Source organism: Gloeocapsa sp. PCC 7428, assembly GCF_000317555.1.
Classification (GTDB): domain Bacteria; phylum Cyanobacteriota; class Cyanobacteriia; order Cyanobacteriales; family Chroococcidiopsidaceae; genus Chroogloeocystis.
The window spans coordinates 5,203,811-5,223,879 of the sequence record NC_019745.1 but is presented as its reverse complement, the minus strand read 5'-3'; the positions used below and the strand labels follow the sequence as shown (position 1 = coordinate 5,223,879).

Below are 20,069 nucleotides of genomic sequence, written 5' to 3'. Positions count from 1 at the left end.
TTTTTAAAATAAATCGGTATACCGACCTTCGCTTTCTTCTGAAACGCATCATTTTCTCCTTTATTCCTAACTTGGGTAACAGGTAATAGGTAATTGAATTAGTAACAGATTATGTTAGTGATATTGAAACAATATGAAATTGCTCTCTTATTTTCCTTGTGTTTTTTGTGTCCTACCCTTCGGGAAGACTACGTCTATGTAGTTAAAAAAACAACTGCGCTAGTAAGAAACTAGCAGCAGTTTTGAAAGTTACGATAATACTTCAGCTTGTTGCTTTTGGCTAACCTGAGTATCCTTACCACTAGATTGAATCGTCAAAACCGAGGCTGGCGCATGGTGAAGGACATAATTACTCACACTACCAAGAAACAACTCTTTAATACCAGAATGACCGCGCCGCCCTAAGATAATTAAATCGGCTTTCCACTTACGTGCATAGTCACAAATCACGCGACTAGGAGTACCAAAAACTTGCTCAAATTCAGCTTTCACACCTGCTTTTGTAGCTTGTTCGCTGCGATCGCGTAACATTTCAATTCCTTGCGTTTCAAACTCGCGCCATTGCTGACGATGCAACTCAGCGATTTCACTGCTTAAGCCAGGATAGTATTCTTCTCGCATCAAAGAAATGTCAGGACTTCCCTCTTCGTCGGGAGAAAGAACGTGCAATAACATAATATTTGCATTTGTTGCTTTAGCTACATCAATAGCTTGCTGAAAAACTTGTTCACTCATAGGAGAACGATCAAGTGCAACGAGAATTCTGGTATACATAGAAACGTTCCTCAATGAAATTTGGTAATGGGTAATGGGTAATTATTGGAATTTTATGATTTGACTATTCCTTCTACTTCAGCGACTTGTAGGAGTGTTTTCAGAACAGAATCGGGGTTAAGGCTAATTGAATCGATTCCTTGTTCGACTAAGAAACGGGCAAATTCAGGGTAATCGCTGGGGGCTTGACCGCAGATACCAATTTTGCGCTTGGATTTTTTAGCAGATGCGATCGCCATTTGCACTAATTTTTTCACCGCATCATTGCGTTCATCAAATAAATCTGCAACCATTGCTGAATCGCGGTCTAAGCCTAATGCAAGTTGCGTTAGATCGTTAGAACCAATCGAAAAACCATCAAAAACTTGGCTGAATTCCTCGGCTAACAGCACATTGCTAGGTAACTCACACATCACATAGACTTGTAAATCATTTTCACCGCGTACCAAGCCGTGTTTTGCCATCTCAACTAAGACTTTGCGTCCTTCATCGGGCGTGCGGCAAAATGGAACCATTAAGATGACATTTGTCAAGCCCATTTCCTCTCGCACTTTTTTGATCGCTTGACATTCCAAAGCAAAACCTTCGCGGTAGCGATCGCTATAATATCGAGATGCTCCCCGCCAACCTAGCATCGGGTTTTCTTCTTGCGGTTCAAAATCACCTCCGCCCAAGAGATTAGCGTATTCATTGCTCTTAAAGTCTGATAGCCTAACAACTACAGGTTTTGGATAAAAAGCCGCTGCAATAGTTGCTACACCTTGCGCTAACTTATCAACAAAGTATTGTGGCTTGTGTTCATATTGGCAAGTTAACGTGGCAATTTCATCTTTAATCGCATTTTCTGGAAGTTCGTCAAAGTGAACCAACGCCAACGGATGCACCTTAATATGGTTAGCGATAATAAACTCTAATCGTGCTAACCCGACACCATCGTTAGGAATCGCAGCAACACCAAACGCTTCCGCAGGATTACCCAAGTTGATCGTAATTTGCGTGCGGGTACGCGGTAAATTTTCTAGCGCGACTTCTTGAACTTTATAAGGTAATATACCTTGATAAACTTTACCTTCTTCACCTTCGGCACACGAAACGGTGACTTCTTGACCAGATTTGAGTACGCTGATTGCATTCCCCGTACCGACGATCGCTGGAATTCCTAACTCGCGAGCAATAATGGCTGCATGACACGTGCGCCCACCTTGATTCGTGACGATCGCACTTGCTTTTTTCATAATTGGTTCCCAGTCAGGATCGGTTTTATACGTCACCAAAACCTCTCCAGCTTTGAACTGATCGAGTTTGTGGACATCCAGAATCACGCGGACTTTTCCTTGACCGATCGCTTCGCCAATACTCCGCCCTTTTACAAGAACTGGGCTGTGTTCTTGTAGCGAGTAACTTTTTAATAAATTCTGATGTTTTTGCGACTGCACCGTTTCAGGACGTGCTTGGACAATAAACATTTCTCCTGTAATACCGTCTTTTGCCCATTCGATGTCCATCGGTGTGAAAGTTCCCCGCACTTGGGAATAATGATCTTCAATCAAACAAGCCCAACGCGCGAGTTGCAGAACTTCTTCATCGTTAAGTGTAAACTGCATCCGGTCATCGAGAGGTACAGGAACGTTTTTTGTTTGCTTAGAACCGCCAACATCGTAGATAAGTTTGAGTTCTTTTGTTCCCAGGCGCTTTTCTAAAATCGGGCGAAAACCTGCTTGTAAGGTTGGTTTAAACACCAAGTATTCATCAGGGTTCACCATTCCTTGCACAACGTTTTCCCCTAAACCATACGCGGCGGTGATAAGCACTGTATCTTTGAAGCCAGATTCGGTATCAATTGAGAACATGACTCCTGAAGATGCTAAGTCCGATCGCACCATCTTTTGCACGCCGACAGAAAGCGCAACATCTAAGTGGTTAAATCCTTTAATTTGCCGATAGGAAATCGCGCGATCGGTAAAAAGCGAAGCGAAGCATCGATGACAAGCATCGAGAACTGCGGCTAAGCCATGAACGTTGAGATAAGTTTCTTGTTGTCCGGCGAAACTTGCGTCGGGTAAGTCTTCCGCAGTAGCACTAGAACGTACCGCAACATCGGTATCAAAACCGTAACGCTGACACAACTTATCATACGCAGCAGCGATCGCGTCTTCAAGTTCTGTGGGAAATGGTGTTTGCAAAATCAATGAACGCGCTTGTCTACCTTTTTGTCGCAGTTGGTTCACATCTTCAATATCTAAATCTGCAAACAACTGGCGTAATTCTGCTTCTATCCCAGCCGACTCAATAAAGTAGCGATAAGCCGTTGCGGTGGTAGCAAAACCACTCGAAACATTAACTCCTTGGGTAGATAGTCGCTGGATCATCTCTCCCAATGAAGCGTTTTTGCCACCGACTAGAGCAAGATCCGCTAGGCTAACTTTATCTAAGTCCAACACTAAAGCTTGCTTACCAGCAGTTTGAGCAACCGTAGTCTGCAACATCAATCAACTTCCTCTCATCAAGCTCAATTATTGTGAGAAGCTTGTGTGGAGATGCAATTTGCTTCTCATTCCTACACTTTTAGTTATAGGAAAACAACTTGAGGAAATTGTGAGGTCGCGCTAAGATTACTGCTGAGTGAGTGTGGCAATCAACCACCGACTAATTGCGCCATCATCTTCTTTCTGAGAACGCTTCAGGGCTTCTTCTACTAAATTAATGTCTAGTCCTGGTAAAACTTGTGATTCGCGAATGAAATGACTTTGTGTTGGTGTTAAACAACTAGCAATCACTTTACTTGCATTGACATCAACAACCCAGTATTCTTGCACGCCCATGCGTTGATAAAGCTTTTGTTTGCGGGTAGTGTCGTCTTCTAAGGAGGAAGCCGCAACTTCGACAACGAGCGTTGGTGGATCGAGTTCATTTAAGTTCACAGGTGCATTGTTGCGCGGTGGAAATCTCAAGTTTTTTCCAAGGTAAAATGCGAGATCGGGCTGTGCTTCTCGCGAACCGGCTTTTCTAAAACTGGTGTTTGTTAATTCTTTAATTGCAATGTTTCTAATCGCTGCATATAAGACAATAACTGTAGAAACAATTGAATTATCTTGACCATGTGCCGAACCTAATGGGGACATTTCAATCCTCATGTAGCCTTCATCGTAGTAAAACCTCCCACTTACCAAAGTCGGATCGTCCGCAAATGTCAGAAAATCTTCCCAAGCAGCTTCTACCCAGGTATCAGTAGGAACGGTGTTTAAGACTGAAGGTGGATTAACCATTGCCGCAAGCTTCCAGTATCGTCGAATATTGATTATGTTGCTTCAATAACGTCTTGCTCTATCGCTGTGTTCTTGATCGCCAAGCTTCTGCAAGATAATCTGATAATTAAGAATCGTTACAATTAGAAATAAAATCGCACAATGAGTCAAACTGCACTTAATTTAACGGCGATCGCCATATTTTTGATGACAATGACGGCGTTGCTCGGACCAATGTTTAACTTATCTCCTACACTTCCCGCGATCGCCACTTTTAGTCTCTTAGGGCTAGCCACGTTAGATAGTTTCAGTTTACAAGGCAAGGGAGGTACTTTAGTATTAGACTGGTTTGCCAGTTTTTCTCCCCAACACCGCGATCGCATCGTTCGTCACGAAGCTGGACATTTTCTAGTCGCACATCTATTAGGAATTCCCGTAACAGGCTACGCCTTAAGTGCTTGGGAAGCTTTAAAACAGAAACAACCAGGACAAGGCGGGGTAAGCTTTGACGATACGGAAGTTGCATCGCAACTTGCACAAGGTACAATTTCAACGCAATTGTTAGATCGCTACTGTACAATCTGGATGGCAGGAGTCGCAGCGGAAACGTTAGTCTACGATCGCGCTGAAGGCGGCGCTGACGATCGCCAGCATCTGCATACGGTACTTTCTTCGTTAGGATTTTCTGCGGCGAGTGTGGAACTCAAACAACGATTTTGCAGCCTACAAGCGCGTAACTTGCTACAACAAAATTGGGCAGCATACGAAGCGTTAATTAACGCAATGCGACAACGTGCGGATGTTGCTGAGTGTCGTAATTTGATTGATTCGTTAACCGTTACGTCAAGTCCAGTTATTTAGTGATATAGCACAGGGGCATAAAAGTGAAGAGTGTCTAGTGACTAGCTGCTAATAACGAGGTTAACGCAAAACTCAAACCTAACCATTAGTAACTAATCATTGCAGTTTATAATACAGTTTCTGCCTGCGGCTTTGGCTTGCAACAAATATTCGTCAGCGCGTGCTAACAACTGTACGCCTTCAGAATCGTCGGATGCTCGCAGGCAACTTGTGCCAATGCTGATTGTAATCGGAATCGACAAAGTGTTGTCAATGACAAACATTTGTCCGCTGACAATCTGTTGCAATCGACGGGCAACGACTAGTGCATCTTGACAATCAGTATTGTGCAGCAAAATAACGAATTCTTCACCACCATAGCGAAAGGGAATATCTTGCGATCGCAAATTGTAGCGTAAACGCGAACTCAGTAACTGGAGAATGCGATCGCCGATTAAATGCCCGTATGTATCATTGACAACTTTAAAATAATCAACATCCAGCATCAAAGCACTTAGCGGTGTTTCATAGTTCCGGCTAGTGCGAATTTGGCGAACTAAATTACTTTCCAAAGCCCTGCGATTACTGAGTTCTGTTAACGGATCAATATAGGCGATCGTTGATAATACATTATTAGTTTGAAGCAGATCGCGATACTTTTTAACTTTCCGCAAACCAACTTGAATATGTGCAAGTAAAAGACGTGTAATTGGCTGCGTACTATCTTCTAGATTTAAATTATCCTCCGGTAGCCATACATACGCATCTGCGGCTTCTTCTAAAGCTGTCGCGGTTGTATCAAGTTCCCAATCCCAGCTAGCACGTTTTTTTTCGGCAATAAGTTGTGCGCGATCCTCGACAAGAATACAGTATATCCATGATAGTGGTGTTTGCTGTTTGAGCCAGCGGCAAAGGTCTAAACTCTGTTCTAATCCAGCCTGTACCATGAGGATATCAGGTGGTCGAACCTCAATCCAATTTTGTGCTTCGCTTACATCAGCAGCAAATTCTACAGTAAAACCTGTTCCATAACGAATCTGGTATGGCAACTTGGCAAAAAAGTCTTTCTCGCCAACGGTTAGAATGGAAGGATGCATGATGCTATCTATAGATTCAAACTTAATATTTGGAACTCCAGCAATTAAAGGTAATACACACATTTAAATCAATTTTAAAATAAATATTTTTACTATTTTCGATAGCCTAAACATTGAAATTAAAATACTTATTGCAGACAATTTTATATTATAGTTATGTTATAAGTTATCAATAAATATTCAGGATTAAATTCATCAGTTCATATATTCCTCTATAGAATACATAGTTTTTGAGTTTATTTTTTTATAAAATACAAAGATTCAAAACAGTCAATATATTTAGAATAAGTAATATATGATTCCTTGTGCTTACGTATTATCACTCACAGAACTAGGTGTTGTCACCAGCGAAACTATGATTTATATCAAAATTTGATACTTGTTATATCAGCTATGCAAAATTTTAAAAAAAGTCAGTGAAGATTAGAGTGAGAAAAAGTCAGAAAAAGTGATGTGTTTTTTTAGATGTTGAGTAATTTGCTGACTACAGTGGCAGACAAAATCCTTATATTTGCAGCGATAACCATTTAAAATATGGTGACAGAGACAATATCAGGAGTGACTTTCGTGGAGTCGCGTTACAACCCCGCAGCGATCGAGGAAAAGTGGCAACAAACTTGGGTAGAGCTTGGTTTAGACCAAACTCAGACAGATAGTGCTAAGCCGAAATTTTACGCGCTATCGATGTTTCCCTATCCATCGGGTAGCTTGCATATGGGTCACGTTCGTAATTACGTAATTACAGATGTTATTGCCCGATTGAAGCGAATGCAAGGCTATCGGGTGCTACACCCTATGGGTTGGGACGCGTTTGGTTTACCCGCAGAGAATGCAGCAATTGATCGTGGAATTCCGCCCGCGAAGTGGACGTATCAAAATATCGCCCAGATGCGATCGCAACTTCAACGCCTAGGCTTATCAATCGATTGGAATCGTGAAGTCGCGACGTGTTCCCCCGATTATTACAAGTGGACGCAGTGGATTTTCTTGCAATTTCTCAAAGCAGGACTAGCGTATCAAAAAGAAGCCGCAGTCAATTGGGACCCGATCGATCAAACCGTACTTGCAAACGAACAGGTAGACAGCGAAGGGCGATCGTGGCGTAGTGGTGCGAAAGTTGAGCGTAAATTATTACGTCAGTGGTTCTTGAAAATCACCGACTACGCTGAAGAACTACTCAACGATTTAGATAAACTACCAGGATGGCCCGATCGCGTCAAGTTGATGCAAGCAAACTGGATTGGTAAATCAATCGGTGCCTACTTGGAATTTCCCATTGTCGGTTCAGATAAAAAAATCGGCGTTTACACAACACGCCCTGACACGGTTTATGGCGTAACGTATGTTGTCTTAGCACCCGAACATCCTTTAACCCAGCGCGTTACCACACCCGATCAACAAGCCTCGGTAGAAGCGTTTGTGCAAGAAGTTACCAACCAAAGTGAATTAGAACGTACCGCCGAAGATAAACCCAAACGAGGAATTCCGACAGGTGGTAAAGCAATTAATCCGTTCACAAGTGAAGAAATTCCGATTTGGATCGCAGATTATGTCTTGTACGAATACGGTACAGGCGCTGTGATGGGAGTTCCCGCCCACGACGCGCGCGATTTCCAATTTGCCCAAGAAAAGAATTTGCCAATTAAAGTTGTGATTATTCCCGAAAACGGCGATGCTTCAGCACCTTTAACGGCGGCTGATGTAGAAACAGGCATTGTGGTAAATTCAGGGGAATTTGATGGCATGATTTCGACAGATGCGAAAGCAGCGATCGTCAAACACGCCGAGAAGCATAATTTTGGTCATGCACGAGTTCAGTATCGCCTGCGCGATTGGTTAATTTCGCGACAACGCTACTGGGGCGCACCCATTCCCGTGGTTCATTGTCCTAACTGTGGCATAGTTCCAGTTCCCGATGAGGATTTGCCGGTAGAATTGCCAGAAGACGTCGAATTTACAGGTCGTGGTGGTTCGCCTCTAGCACAATTAGACTGGGTAAATGTCCCTTGTCCTACTTGTGGAACACCCGCTAAGCGGGAAACTGACACGATGGATACGTTTATTGACTCATCGTGGTATTACTTGCGCTATCCCGATGCTAACAATGACCTACAAGCGTTTGATTCTGCAAAAACGAATGACTGGATGCCCGTCGATCAGTATGTAGGTGGTATCGAACACGCGATTTTGCACTTATTGTACTCGCGATTTTTTACTAAAGTGTTGCGCGATCGCGGCTTATTGAACTTTGACGAACCCTTCCAACGCCTTTTAACGCAAGGAATGGTGCAAGGAACAACGTACAAAAACCCCATAACAGGCAAATATATTCCACCCGCACAAGTCGATCCTAACGATCCCAAAGATCCCGAAACAGGCGAACCGTTGCAAGTCTTCTACGAAAAGATGTCTAAATCCAAATACAACGGTATCGATCCTGAAGAAGTCTTAGCCAAATATGGTGTAGACACTGCACGGATGTTTATCTTATTCAAAGCACCGCCGGAAAAAGACTTAGAGTGGGAAGATGCTGACGTTGAAGGACAATTCCGCTTTTTAAATCGTGTTTGGCGTTTAGTTAACGATTACAGCAATCAGCCAGCAGTCATTAGTCAACAAGAATTAACCAAACCCGAAAAAGAACTACGACGCGCGATTCACACTGCAATTAAAGCCGTGACTGAAGACCTAGACGGCGAATACCAATTCAACACCGCCGTTTCTGAGTTGATGAAATTAAGCAACGCGCTTGCTGAGGCACAGTGCAAAGACTCGGCAATTTATGCTGAAGGTATTCAAACCTTATTGATATTACTAGCACCTTTTGCACCTCACATCGCTGAGGAATTGTGGCACAGTTTGGGTAACACCGAATCAATTCACGTCCAACCTTGGTTGCAATACGACGAATCAGCGTTAGTCGCCGACGAAATCACGTTAGTGGTTCAAATCAATGGTAAAAAACGCGGTGACTTACAAGTACCCGCGCAAGCCGATAAAGCTGAGTTGGAAAAATTTGCCCGCGAATCCGAAGCCGCGCAGCGTTACATCGAAGGTAAAGAAGTGAAAAAAGTTATCGTCGTACCTGGTAAACTTGTCAACTTCGTCGTAGGCTAAGTGTTCGTCCTAAGCGCAGAGGTATCACCCTTTGCGTTCTTTGTGCCTCTGTGGTTCGTTCCATTATGAAAATTCGTAAAGCGGTAATTCCCGCAGCAGGGTTCGGTACTCGTTTATTCCCAGCAACCAAAGCTATTAAAAAAGAACTCTTTCCGATTATCGACAAAGATGGAAGAGCAAAACCTGTTATTCAAATAATTGTGGAAGAAGCAATTAGCGCGGGAATTGAAGAAATTGGTATCATCGTACAAACAAGCGATCGCCTACTCTTTGAAGACTTTTTTAAATCACCACCCAAACCAGAACTTCTCCAAAAATTATCACCACAAAATCAAGAATATAGCCAATATCTCCAAGATTTAGGTAGCAAAGTTACAATCTTGACACAAGATACACAAGAAGGCTACGGTCATGCGGTATTCTGTGCCAGAGATTGGGTAAATAACGAACCTTTTCTATTAATGCTAGGCGATCATATTTACGCTTCTGATACTGAAAACTCATGTACTGCACAAGTTTTAGAAATTTATAACCTAGTTAATCAAAATACAATTGGATTAACAACAATGCCAGCAGAAATAATTTATAAAGCTGGTTGCGTTACAGGTACTTGGCAACAAAATTCACTGCTTAATCTGACGCAAGTCTACGAGAAACCATCGATTGAATATGCGCGTCAATATTTACGTGTAGAGCGAATACCTGAAGATGAATTTTTGTGTATATTTGGCTTATACGCACTATCGCCAAAACTATTTGATTTTCTAGAAGAACATATTAAGAATAATATCCGCGATCGCGGCGAATTTCAATTAACATCTGCGCTAGAAAGCTTACGTCAAGTGGAAGGAATGACGGGCTACATTGTTAAGGGACGTTGTTTTGATACAGGAATGCCCGATGCTTATCTCCAAACAATGATTGATTTTAGAGGAAAGCATTCTTAATGCATATACTTAAATAATACATTACTTTAAATTGAAAAATGCATCTAACCATTAGCAAAGACAGTATTGATTTACCACCAGGCGCAGAAGTAATCTTACGCCACCAATCCTGGATAGACTACCAAGCGTTATTAACAAGTCGTCAAGATAAAGCAGCAATTAAAATCTATTTTGACGCAATAACGCACGAGATTCGCATCATGGCACCTTTGCCCGAACATAGTAAAAAATCTGATACACTTTCTGATTTAGTCAAAAGTCTTCTGCGACACCTCAAGCAAGACTGGGAAGGCTTTGATCCACTTACACTAAAGCGATTCGAGCAAAAAGGGTTAGAACCAGATGCTTGCTTTTATATTCAAAATCGCGAAGCAATCTTAGGAAAAGAAAGAATTGATTTAGAAAGCGATCCGCCTCCTGATTTAGCGCTTGAAATAGATTTGACATCATTTACAAAACCTGAAGATTATACAGCTATTGGTGTTCCGGAACTTTGGATTTATCGCAACCAAACACTTAATATTTATCTTTTTGATGGGCAGCAGTATCAAGAAAGCTTGCAAAGTTCGCTATTTCCAACGATTCCTGTCAAAGAACTGATTCCTGTATATGTAGAGCGTGCTTGGAATGCAGGTTCTAGTGTTGCATTACGAGAGTTTGAAAACATTCTTCGAGCGCAATATTAGCGACGATCGCACTTCAACAACGCGCAGAACGCGGTAACATAAATTCCTTACCTTCAGCTGCAAACTTGCCACGCACCATCAAAAATGCCTCGTCTAGGACGTGAGGAATCGCTTGAAAAGTTGCATTTAAGTGATCGGGACTAAAATAAACTATAATTTCTTCAGTAGGCTGGGGGATTCTTGCTAAAAGCGCGTCTAATGTGGGGATAGTGGCTCCTACTACGTCAAAAAGCTGGAGTTGAGTATCTGTAATCTCCATACAAAAAATCACATCTAAATCTTCTGCATAACACAGAGGGCGACTTGCTTCATTTACAAAGAATAAAGCTTTCTCCTGCTGCGGCAAAACTCCAACAACATTCGAGACGGGTGTACGAGTTTCTACAAGTCGATGCAGTATTTTGATATCGTTTGAGTCGGAAAGATTTAATAAGCGCAAGCGATCGCTACTCCCTTTTACCTCACACTGTGCCACAAATTTGTGTTCTTCTACAACACGAAAGCCAAAAGGTTCATATAATTCGGGTTGTGATGTTGTCAATACTAACGTTTTATAATGGCGATCGCAGTAATCCAGTACTTCTGTCATAATTTCCCGATAGTACCCGCGACGACGATATTCAGGATGCGTTGCTACAGCATGAATTCCTCCTACTGTCATGCTTTCTCCCATAATCAGCAGCGGAATTTCTAAAACGCCTACGTGTGCGATTGCAATATCATTATGAAACCGAATAAACGGAGTTGAAGCCGTTTCCCAAGGTGCGCCCAATTCTTTTGCCGCGTTGGCTAGACTGTTGATATCAAAACCAAAATCAGAAAATACAGTGTCTAGTAGAGCAAATAAACGTTTACTCAGCGTAGGATCTGCACTAAAAGACTGCTCAAAGCGATATAAACTCATAATTATCAGGTGGATATAAATAAGCCAAACATCATACGCAGTAGGTAAAACTCAATTGCTCAATTAAGTTATTGATTAGTGCTCGCAAGTCACTAATTGCCCATTACCAAACTTTCTCTGGTTATATTGTAGTACGAAATAATACAAGCAAATTTATCTATGACTACAACACAAACAAGATTATTTACGGTACAGGAGTATCACAAAATGGCAGATCTGGGAATTTTGCACCCAGATGAACGAGTAGAATTGATTGAAGGGCAAATTCTCAAGATGGCGGCTAAAAACCCACCGCACTCAGCAATTACAAAGCGCACTGCGGATACATTACGCGATCTTCTCACTAAAAAAGCCGATATTCGAGTTCAAGAACCAATTCATATTGATAATCGTTCAGAACCCGAACCTGATATCGCGGTTGTCAAAATAAATTCCCGCGATTACATTGACAGACATCCTATTCCAAATGATGTTTTTCTTGTTATTGAGGTAGCAGATCGTACATTAAACTACGACTGCAACAAAAAAGCAGCGTTGTATGCAGATGCGGGTATTCCTGAATACTGGGTTATTGATGTTAAAAATGAAAAAGTTATTGTTTTTAGGGAACCTAAAAGTAAAACTTATCAACACAAATCTACTCAAGATAAACATACTATCCTCAACTTGACAACTTTTTCTGACATTTATCTAGAGGTAGACAAAATTTTTCCCTGATATTTTGATTAGTGCAAAAAGTGGCGGATTCCCGTAAATACCATGATTAAACCTAACTCATTTGCCGCATCGATCGAATCTTGATCGCGCAGACTCCCACCAGGTTGCACGATCGCAGAAATTCCCGCAGTCGCCGCAGTTTTTACCGAGTCATCAAACGGAAAGAAACCGTCACTTGCTAAGAATCCACCACGCGCTTTTTCTGCGGCTTGATCCAAAGCAATTTGCACTGAACCGACACGATTCATTTGCCCTGCGCCGACACCCGCAGTCGTGCGATCGCGCGTGACAACAATCGCATTCGACTTAACGTGCTTGCATACTTTCCACGCAAACAATAATTCTGCTAATTGTTCTGGTGTAGGCTGCTTTTGCGTGACAACTTGCCATTGATGCGGATCAGCAACAATATCATCCGCCGCTTGTACTAAAAATCCACCCGCAATCACTTTTACAGTTTCCTTTGCGCCTACATTTAACTCAGGTAAAACCAAAACACGCACTTTAGATTTAGCCGCTAATATCTCCTGCGCTTCTGCGTCGCAACCAGGTGCAACCACACATTCCAAAAACGTCTTCGTTAACTCAGTTGCAGTCGCCGCATCAATCGGCTGATTGAGTGCAACAATTCCACCAAAAGCCGAAGTAGAATCGGCATTAAAAGCTTTGGTATATGCTTCTACAAGCGAATTTCCCAAGGCAACACCGCAAGGATTCGTATGTTTAATAATTGTCGCAGCAGGAGTATCTGTAAACTCAGCAATAATTCGCCGCGCTGCTTCTAAATCTACTAAGTTATTGTAGCTCAGTTCTTTTCCTTGAAGTTTTGTAGCCGCCGCCCAGCCACTCAAATCACTACCAGTTTGATACCAAATTGCTTCCTGATGCGGATTCTCCCCATACCGTAAAAGCTGCAACTGCGTCCCTGAAAGCATATATTCTTCCCTCACTCCTCGCCCCTCGCCCCTCGCCCCTACCAAGTAAGATGCGATCGCCTGGTCATAACCCGATGTGTGAGAAAATGCCTTAATCGCACAGTCTTGGCGAAATTCAAGAGATACATTGCCATCGTGTTGCCGTAATTCTTCTAGATAAGCCTCATACAGCGTAGGGTCGCACAATACTGTTAAATGAGCGTAATTTTTTGCCGCTGCTCTCAGCATAGCAGGACCACCGATATCAATTTGTTCAATCGCATCGGGTAAAGTGACATCAGGTTGAGCGATCGTCGCTGCAAATGGATACAAGTTAACGACGACTAAATCAATCGGGCGAATTTGGTTATTTTCTAAATCTGCAACGTCTTGCGCAACATCACGACGCGCTAATATTCCACCATGAATGCGTGGATGTAATGTTTTGACTCTTCCGCCTAAAATTTCTGGCGAACCCGTGTAATCAGCAACTTTTGTTACTGGTAATCCTGCATCTTTCAGGATTTGGGCTGTACCACCACTGCTAATCAGATCAAAGCCGAATTCTGCAACTAAACTGCGAGCAAAATCAACCAACCCTGTTTTATCCGATACGCTTAGCAGTGCCAGACGTGCCATAGTTCACAACTTCCTTAGTTCCGAGTTGAAAATCATATCATTTTTTATAAGTGTCAATCTCAATGCACCATTACCACTTCGCAACTCATTCTCCAAAGCACCAGAACAAAACTAGCGCGATCGCGCCCCAAATCAGCATATTCGGTAGATGAAACTCTCGGATAAAAGTTAGCGGAGTCAACACAAATATTTCCGTTGTCCAACTTGCCGCAAACAGTAGAAACAAAATTAATAAAAATGGTGGCATGATGATTGATTTTTTTTGCAATCAGACTTACTTCATAGCGGCGATTGCACTCAGTTGCAATCCTAAATTATCCACGAACACCTTTTTGTTTTCTCTGAGTTCTCGTTATCGCGATTCAGTTCGTTAAAAAAATAATCACAACTCGGATACTGCTTTGCTGTACTTCCAATTTAAATTTTTGACTGTCAAGCTACAGAAAACGCTAAGATAAATTGTGAAATGTTTTGCCTACAGTGGGTATTATAAGGTGTTTTCTACCCTGCTTGCTGACTTTCAGATTATCTTCGAGCGCGATCCGGCAGCACGTAACTGGCTGGAGGTGTTATTTTTCTACCCTGGCTTGCAAGCAATTATCTTGCATCGGATAGCTCACAAGCTATATAAAATCAACATTCCCTTTATTCCTCGCCTGATTTCTTTTATAGCACGATTCATTACAGGTATTGAAATTCATCCAGGCGCAGCGATTGGCAAAGGCTTTTTTGTCGATCACGGTATGGGAGTTGTCATCGGGGAAACAGCCATTGTAGGCAACTATGTTTTGCTTTACCAGGGAGTCACGCTTGGTGGTACAGGTAAAGAAAGCGGCAAACGTCACCCTACGTTAGGTGATAACGTCGTCGTTGGCGCAGGTGCCAAAGTCTTAGGGAATATCGAGATTGGCAATAATGTACGAATTGGTGCAGGCTCAGTGGTTCTGCGGAATGTGCCTTCTAACTGTACAGTTGTCGGTGTACCAGGACGCGTGATTTATCGCTCTGGTGTTCGTGTCGATCCCTTAGAACATGGTAGCTTACCCGACTCAGAAGCGGAAGTTATTCGCGCTTTGGTCGATCGCATAGAATCGCTAGAACAACAAGTGGAACAGCTACAGCACAAGCAGACTCCTGCACCTGTGTATCATATTTCAATTGCTGCGGAAGAAGCAACATTAGCACCTATTCAGGAAGAAATACCAGCAACTCAAGGTGCAGCGTGTCAGTTAAAAAATAAAGCGATTCAAGAGTTTCTTGACGGCGCTGGAATTTGATTAAGGGTTAATCTCCTGTGTAGACCAAGTGCGATCGCTGTTGCGAGTATAGAAATATCTATTTTGTGGTTCGCCACGCAGTTTTAAGTGATCTACCTCAATCGGTTCGAGTAGTAATAGACAAAAATGCGGTAACGGTTGAGTTGCATCCGGTGGTGGAACATCAAATCCTGAATCATCTCTTGGTTTTCCAGGATGAGGATAAGCAAAAAGTAACCGCGCCGCATCACTAACTTCGCGCCAAGTTTTGTAACGTGCTTGCTGTAACGTTGCGTTGGGGTGATCTTCGCCCACTAAATTTAAGTAACCGCCAATCCGAAATTGTTCGCGGGTGTCAACAAAGTACCAACACGCTTCCGCCCAAGGTTGGTATGCAATTTGTTCGGGTTTTTGCGTACGCGCATCGACGATGAATTTTAATTGATCGGTATCTTCCAGAAAACCGCGAAAGACAACAGTACGATTCGCAGGGCGATTATCCAAGCGCACCGTTGCAAGTTGTAAATACCGAGAAACCGGCTGCGAATTTTTATGCAATGCACGCGCTAGAGGCGATCGCCAAGGACTCACAATGATTATCTCCAAATACGTTTATCTAATGCCATCATGCCTCAATAAACAAGTAATAACGTATCAAAGACTATCAGGATCAATTCCCATCTCTCGTAATCTCGCGGCTAAACGTTCTGCGCGTTGTTCTGCTAAAGTGGCGCGATTGCTTGCTTGCATTGCTACTTCTTCTGGGGTAAGTAATCGATTTCCTGCTGCATCATACCAATAAAGCCATTCGCGCGTCCAACCTTGGTGTGTGCCTTGTTCTCTTCCAATTCCTAAGCCAATTTCGGGCATCCAATACGGTTCATCATGTAGCACGTATTGTCCATCAACCAGGCGATAAACTTCTAATACTTTCCGCTTACGACGTTTACCTCTGCCTGGAGCATAAATAACATAGTACAAAATACCCAAGCGAGCATAATCAATCTTTTTCTGTTCGTACTCGCCGCTATAAGTTTTAGAAACGACTTCTAAAGCCAATAGAGGAACTTTATTGTCTTCTTCCCACAAAACATAACTTAAACGCCCTTATTCGCCCACAAAGCGATCGACACCTAAACTCAAAAATCCATCAGGGACAATTGGTGGTTCTCCTGGGGCGTAGTAAATTCCCATATCAACACCAAAAAACCAATCACTGCGATCTGCCCAGACGAGCGCTAAGATAGCTGCTAAAAGATTGGGGATGAGGTTTTGTAGTTCACTATCCACTGGAGTGTCATCAGAATCAGGCAGTTCAGCAGATGTGGGCAAACATTGCCATGGCTCATACTGTTGTACCATAACCGCCTTTACACGAGCATTAAGGGCAACTCAATTAGGATCTTAGCTTGACAAGCGTTCAACGCCCTCACGCAGTTGCTTAACCCATCCATGTCCATACGCTACTGCTAGCGCAATACTCTCGAGAATGCAACCTCTTAAACACTATATATGAAAAACTGTATGATTTGAATATCAAATACTCGAACTCTTGAACCGCCTTGGGAATTCGCGTATAGTCTTAATCTGTCCCAAACCAACACCACTCTTCTATGGTTCGAGAGCTTGAGCGTACTAACCAAACTAGCCAGTTTCCTGAAACTGCGCCTGCTGCTAATCCAGTATTTTTCAGAACGTACAGCCGTCGCCAGCCAAATGGTAGACGCGAAAGCTGGGAAGAAGTCTGCGATCGCACGCTCAAAGGTTTAGTCAAATTAGGTAAACTCACCGACGCTGAAGTCGCGGTACTAGCTAAAATGCAGCACCAGATGAAAGCGCTTCCGAGTGGACGTTGGTTATGGGTTGGTGGCACAGAATGGATCGAAAAGCAAGAAAATTTTTCTGGGGCCTATAACTGTACAAGTACAAACGTCACTGACTGGCGGGCGTTTGGCTTGATGATGGATCTCGCAATGATGGGTTGTGGTACTGGTGCTGTTCTCGAACCGCAGTATATTCATCAGTTACCACCAATTCGCAATCGCTTAAACGTGTCGATTACTGGAGAAATTGGGATAACACCAGCACTCGAACGCAAAGAAATTACTGAAATTCAGATTGCAGGCAACGATATCACAATCTACGTCGGCGACAGTCGTCAAGGTTGGGTGAAATCATATCAAACGCTTCTCGAACTATCCAGCGATGCACAATTTGCAGGAGAAGTCAATGTCCGCGTCGATCTGCGTAATGTACGCCCAGCTGGTGAACTTCTCAAAGGCTTTGGCGGTGTTGCTAATCCGATCAAGCTACCCGAATTATATCAACGTTGTGCCGCAATTCTCAATAAAGCCGTAGGACGCCAACTTAATTCTGTAGAATGTTGTTTATTAATCGATGAAGCCGCTGTTGTCGTCGTTGCCGGAAATGTTAGAAGAAGTGCGGGAATGCGTCAAGGTGACAGCGACGATGAATTATTCGCTCAAGCCAAAAGTAATTTGTGGCAACAAGATGAGAATGGTAACTGGCGAATCGATCCCGAACGCGATGCGTTACGAATGGCAAATCATACGCGCGTGTTTCATCGTCAACCAACATTAAATGAATGTGTTGATGCCGTACGCAACCAGTATTATTCAGGCGAAGGGGCAATTCAATACGCACCCGAAGCGATCGCTCGTGCAAATGCAGATATCTTAACAACTCCTCAACTCAAAACCGAATTTCTGCAAGCTTATAATCACGGTAAAGAACAAGCAAGAGCATGGTTACGCGATCGCTTTAATGAATTTCCACCTGAAGAAATCGCACACCGACTATCAAGATATGCTCTGAATCCTTGCGGCGAGATCACTGGCGCAAATTTTCATTGTGTATCAGGAAAAACTTTACTAATTACTCGCCAAGGTATTTATAAAATTCAAGATATTGTTGGTGAAGAAGTTGAAATTTGGAATGGTAAACGCTGGAGCAAAGTTGTTCCATTTCAAACTAATACTGGACAGAAATTATATAGAGTTAGATTTGGTGATGGCTCTTATTTAGATGTCACAGAATACCATCGATTCTTTGTTAAAGATAGATTTGGTAAAAGCTATGAAGAAGTCCAGACAAAAGATTTATTATCGCATAGCAAATACTCAATTCATACAGAACCATTTGTAATTGAATATCAAGATGGAGAAGCTATTGATCCTGCGTATGCTTATACATTAGGAGTAGCTGTAGGTGACGGAACTTTAGATCAAAATGGCAACGCAAAAATTAGACTATACACCAAGAAATCTGAACTTTTAGTTTCTGGAAAAAAATCTCCTCTAAGAAACTATGATTACTTGCCATCTTTTGTAGACATCACTGATTTAGGGTTTTCAGGAGAACTTTTGTACCGCTTGAAAACACAAGCTGATGCGTTAAATATAATTGGTTTATGGAACAAGCAAGCAATTCTTGCTTTTATAGCTGGGCTAGCTGATACTGATGGTTCTAATACTCAAGGAAATGGCATTAGAATTTATATTGCTGACTACGAAAGAGCGTATCGACTACAGTTACTTTTATCCAAGTGCGGGCTTCACTCATCGGTAAACATGATGGCTCGTAAGGCATCTGCAACAAATTTAGGGAAAAGATCGCAAGATCTATACTATTTGCAGATTACTGATTGCAATCAAATTCCTTGTCAGAGATTGGATACAAGTAAAGGATGCAAGCCTACAGCAAAAGGAAAATGGCAAGTCATCAAAAGCGTAGAAGAGTTACCAGGCTGTCATGATACTTATTGCTTCAATGAGCCAGAATTCCACAAGGGAGTTTTTGGCAACACTTTAACTGGAAATTGCAATTTGTCTGAGATCCATCTTAATCAAATTGACCCGAATAACCATCAAGAACAAGCAGAAGCATTTACCGCAGGTGCGCTTTCAGTTGCCACGTTATTGAACCACAAATTTATTGAACCACGCTATCAAAAATCGCGCGAATTAGACCCAATTGTTGGTGTATCTTTTACAGGGTTATTTGACTTTTTTGTTCGTGCTTTCGGTGTCGATTGGTTGCATTGGTGGACAGCAGGAAGACCAGAAACATCAAAAGGTTTAGAATACAAACAAAAAGAGCAAGAATATCTTAGTCGGTGGAAAGACATTGTTCATCAGATAATTTGGGAATATTGCGATCGCCACAACATCAAACGCCCGAACCGCTGTACAACCGTGCAACCCTCAGGCACAAAATCTTTATTGACAGGTGCTTCTCCTGGTTGGCATCCACCTAAGTCACAGCGCTTTATTCGCCGGATTACATTCCGCAGTCACGATCCTGTGGCGTTAGCTTGTCTTGACTACGGCTACAACGTTGTTCCATCGCAATCGGATAAAGACGAAAATGGCAATCTGCTTAACGATCCCTTCGATCCGCGTTGTACCGAGTGGTTAGTCGAAATTCCTGTAGCTGTACCTTGGGCTGATTTACCAGGTGCGGATGAAATTGATATCAGTCAGTTTAGTGCGATCGCTCAAATGGATTTTTATATGCAAGTTCAAAAGTATTATGTCTCGCACAACACCTCTGCCACAATCGAACTAAGAGAAAACGAAGTCGAAGCACTAGGGACTCGCATCTACGAAGCTATCAAAAATAACGAAGGCTACATCTCCGCCGCACTTCTAGCGCGATTCGACGATCATCAAACGTTTCCGCGTTTACCCTTTGAACCAATATCTAAACAGCAATATGATGAATTAATGCAACAAGTAAAAACGCAACGCCGCACCAACGATTTTCAGTCAGCACTCATTCAATACGACGCGAAAGACTTATCCGAGGTAGGACCTGCGGGGTGTGATTCTGATAAATGTTTGTTTTCCGAGCAGAAACCTGTTTAGCTGCACATATGAGCCTTCTTTATTAGTCAGGAAGGCTTGTGTCACCT

Annotated in this window: 15 protein-coding genes and 1 pseudogene; 7 read left to right on the top strand and 9 right to left on the bottom strand. The window is 42.6% G+C overall.

Translation table 11 applies throughout. The annotated features are described in order from the left end of the window. Positions 1-249 precede the first annotated feature (249 nt). From GLO7428_RS22970 to GLO7428_RS22960, 3 genes are all read right to left on the bottom strand, one after another. A complete protein-coding gene (locus GLO7428_RS22970; protein ID WP_015190983.1) occupies positions 250-774 on the bottom strand; it encodes a universal stress protein in 525 nt (174 codons plus the stop codon). Positions 775-827: 53 nt separating this feature from the next. Continuing rightward, entirely contained in the window at positions 828-3,260 is a 2,433-nt protein-coding gene (gene ppsA, locus GLO7428_RS22965) for a phosphoenolpyruvate synthase (RefSeq protein ID WP_015190982.1), read from the bottom strand. 126 nt (positions 3,261-3,386) lie between these two features. Continuing rightward, complete coding sequence (locus GLO7428_RS22960) at positions 3,387-4,040, bottom strand: Uma2 family endonuclease (RefSeq protein ID WP_015190981.1); 654 nt, start codon at positions 4,038-4,040, stop codon at positions 3,387-3,389. Positions 4,041-4,181: 141 nt separating this feature from the next. Between GLO7428_RS22960 and GLO7428_RS22955 the strand changes: the two genes are divergently transcribed. Further along, positions 4,182-4,880: a hypothetical protein gene (locus GLO7428_RS22955; protein ID WP_015190980.1), complete on the top strand. Its 699-nt coding sequence runs from the start codon at positions 4,182-4,184 to the stop codon at positions 4,878-4,880. 92 nt (positions 4,881-4,972) lie between these two features. Here GLO7428_RS22955 and GLO7428_RS22950 read toward each other — a convergent pair whose 3' ends face one another. Further along, positions 4,973-5,956 (bottom strand): GGDEF domain-containing protein, encoded by a 984-nt coding sequence (locus GLO7428_RS22950; protein WP_051038527.1) that lies wholly within the window; start codon positions 5,954-5,956, stop codon positions 4,973-4,975. A gap of 534 nt (positions 5,957-6,490) precedes the next feature. Between GLO7428_RS22950 and leuS the strand changes: the two genes are divergently transcribed. The 3 genes from leuS (at position 6,491) to GLO7428_RS22935 (ending at position 10,706) form a co-directional block, all read left to right on the top strand. Further along, a complete protein-coding gene (gene leuS / locus GLO7428_RS22945) occupies positions 6,491-9,073 on the top strand; it encodes a leucine--tRNA ligase (RefSeq protein WP_041918740.1) in 2,583 nt (860 codons plus the stop codon). A gap of 65 nt (positions 9,074-9,138) precedes the next feature. Further along, entirely contained in the window at positions 9,139-10,020 is an 882-nt protein-coding gene (locus tag GLO7428_RS22940; protein WP_015190977.1) for a UTP--glucose-1-phosphate uridylyltransferase, read from the top strand. 38 nt (positions 10,021-10,058) lie between these two features. Beyond that, positions 10,059-10,706: a Uma2 family endonuclease gene (locus GLO7428_RS22935; RefSeq protein ID WP_015190976.1), complete on the top strand. Its 648-nt coding sequence runs from the start codon at positions 10,059-10,061 to the stop codon at positions 10,704-10,706. Between the two features lie 13 nt (positions 10,707-10,719). Here the strand turns inward: GLO7428_RS22935 and GLO7428_RS22930 are convergent, their stop codons facing one another. Then, positions 10,720-11,610 (bottom strand): GNAT family N-acetyltransferase, encoded by an 891-nt coding sequence (locus GLO7428_RS22930; RefSeq protein WP_015190975.1) that lies wholly within the window; start codon positions 11,608-11,610, stop codon positions 10,720-10,722. Between the two features lie 159 nt (positions 11,611-11,769). Here GLO7428_RS22930 and GLO7428_RS22925 point away from each other — a divergent pair, with 159 nt between their 5' ends. Next, positions 11,770-12,327: a Uma2 family endonuclease gene (locus tag GLO7428_RS22925; protein ID WP_015190974.1), complete on the top strand. Its 558-nt coding sequence runs from the start codon at positions 11,770-11,772 to the stop codon at positions 12,325-12,327. A gap of 8 nt (positions 12,328-12,335) precedes the next feature. Here the strand turns inward: GLO7428_RS22925 and purH are convergent, their stop codons facing one another. Next, on the bottom strand, positions 12,336-13,880 hold the full coding sequence (purH, locus tag GLO7428_RS22920; protein WP_015190973.1) for a bifunctional phosphoribosylaminoimidazolecarboxamide formyltransferase/IMP cyclohydrolase: 1,545 nt from the start codon (positions 13,878-13,880) through the stop codon (positions 12,336-12,338). An 85-nt stretch (positions 13,881-13,965) separates the two neighbouring features. After that, a complete protein-coding gene (locus GLO7428_RS28065) occupies positions 13,966-14,127 on the bottom strand; it encodes a hypothetical protein (RefSeq protein WP_155823845.1) in 162 nt (53 codons plus the stop codon). Between the two features lie 247 nt (positions 14,128-14,374). Between GLO7428_RS28065 and cysE the strand changes: the two genes are divergently transcribed. Next, on the top strand, positions 14,375-15,157 hold the full coding sequence (cysE, locus tag GLO7428_RS22915; protein WP_041918739.1) for a serine O-acetyltransferase: 783 nt from the start codon (positions 14,375-14,377) through the stop codon (positions 15,155-15,157). Here cysE and GLO7428_RS22910 read toward each other — a convergent pair whose 3' ends face one another. Both GLO7428_RS22910 and GLO7428_RS22905 read right to left on the bottom strand, forming a co-directional pair. Then, on the bottom strand, positions 15,158-15,742 hold the full coding sequence (locus GLO7428_RS22910) for an Npun_F5749 family FMN-dependent PPOX-type flavoprotein (RefSeq protein WP_231295520.1): 585 nt from the start codon (positions 15,740-15,742) through the stop codon (positions 15,158-15,160). It abuts the gene before it with no gap. Between the two features lie 48 nt (positions 15,743-15,790). Then, positions 15,791-16,498: pseudogene (locus tag GLO7428_RS22905) on the bottom strand (Uma2 family endonuclease). Between the two features lie 251 nt (positions 16,499-16,749). Here GLO7428_RS22905 and nrdJ point away from each other — a divergent pair. After that, entirely contained in the window at positions 16,750-20,022 is a 3,273-nt protein-coding gene (gene nrdJ, locus GLO7428_RS22900; protein WP_015190970.1) for a ribonucleoside-triphosphate reductase, adenosylcobalamin-dependent, read from the top strand. Positions 20,023-20,069 lie beyond the last annotated feature (47 nt).

Bases quoted from the DNA above. Each gene is read 5' to 3' on its own strand.
- GLO7428_RS28065 (WP_155823845.1), bottom strand. From the start codon at position 14,127: ATGCCACCATTTTTATTAATTTTGTTTCTACTGTTTGCGGCAAGTTGG.
- GLO7428_RS22950 (WP_051038527.1), bottom strand. From the start codon at position 5,956: ATGCATCCTTCCATTCTAACCGTTGGCGAGAAAGACTTTTTTGCCAAG.
- GLO7428_RS22940 (WP_015190977.1), top strand. From the start codon at position 9,139: ATGAAAATTCGTAAAGCGGTAATTCCCGCAGCAGGGTTCGGTACTCGT.
- GLO7428_RS22925 (WP_015190974.1), top strand. From the start codon at position 11,770: ATGACTACAACACAAACAAGATTATTTACGGTACAGGAGTATCACAAA.
- GLO7428_RS22955 (WP_015190980.1), top strand. From the start codon at position 4,182: ATGAGTCAAACTGCACTTAATTTAACGGCGATCGCCATATTTTTGATG.
- GLO7428_RS22930 (WP_015190975.1), bottom strand. From the start codon at position 11,610: ATGAGTTTATATCGCTTTGAGCAGTCTTTTAGTGCAGATCCTACGCTG.
- ppsA (WP_015190982.1), bottom strand. From the start codon at position 3,260: ATGTTGCAGACTACGGTTGCTCAAACTGCTGGTAAGCAAGCTTTAGTG.
- GLO7428_RS22935 (WP_015190976.1), top strand. From the start codon at position 10,059: ATGCATCTAACCATTAGCAAAGACAGTATTGATTTACCACCAGGCGCA.
- leuS (WP_041918740.1), top strand. From the start codon at position 6,491: ATGGTGACAGAGACAATATCAGGAGTGACTTTCGTGGAGTCGCGTTAC.
- purH (WP_015190973.1), bottom strand. From the start codon at position 13,880: ATGGCACGTCTGGCACTGCTAAGCGTATCGGATAAAACAGGGTTGGTT.
- GLO7428_RS22970 (WP_015190983.1), bottom strand. From the start codon at position 774: ATGTATACCAGAATTCTCGTTGCACTTGATCGTTCTCCTATGAGTGAA.
- nrdJ (WP_015190970.1), top strand. From the start codon at position 16,750: ATGGTTCGAGAGCTTGAGCGTACTAACCAAACTAGCCAGTTTCCTGAA.
- GLO7428_RS22960 (WP_015190981.1), bottom strand. From the start codon at position 4,040: ATGGTTAATCCACCTTCAGTCTTAAACACCGTTCCTACTGATACCTGG.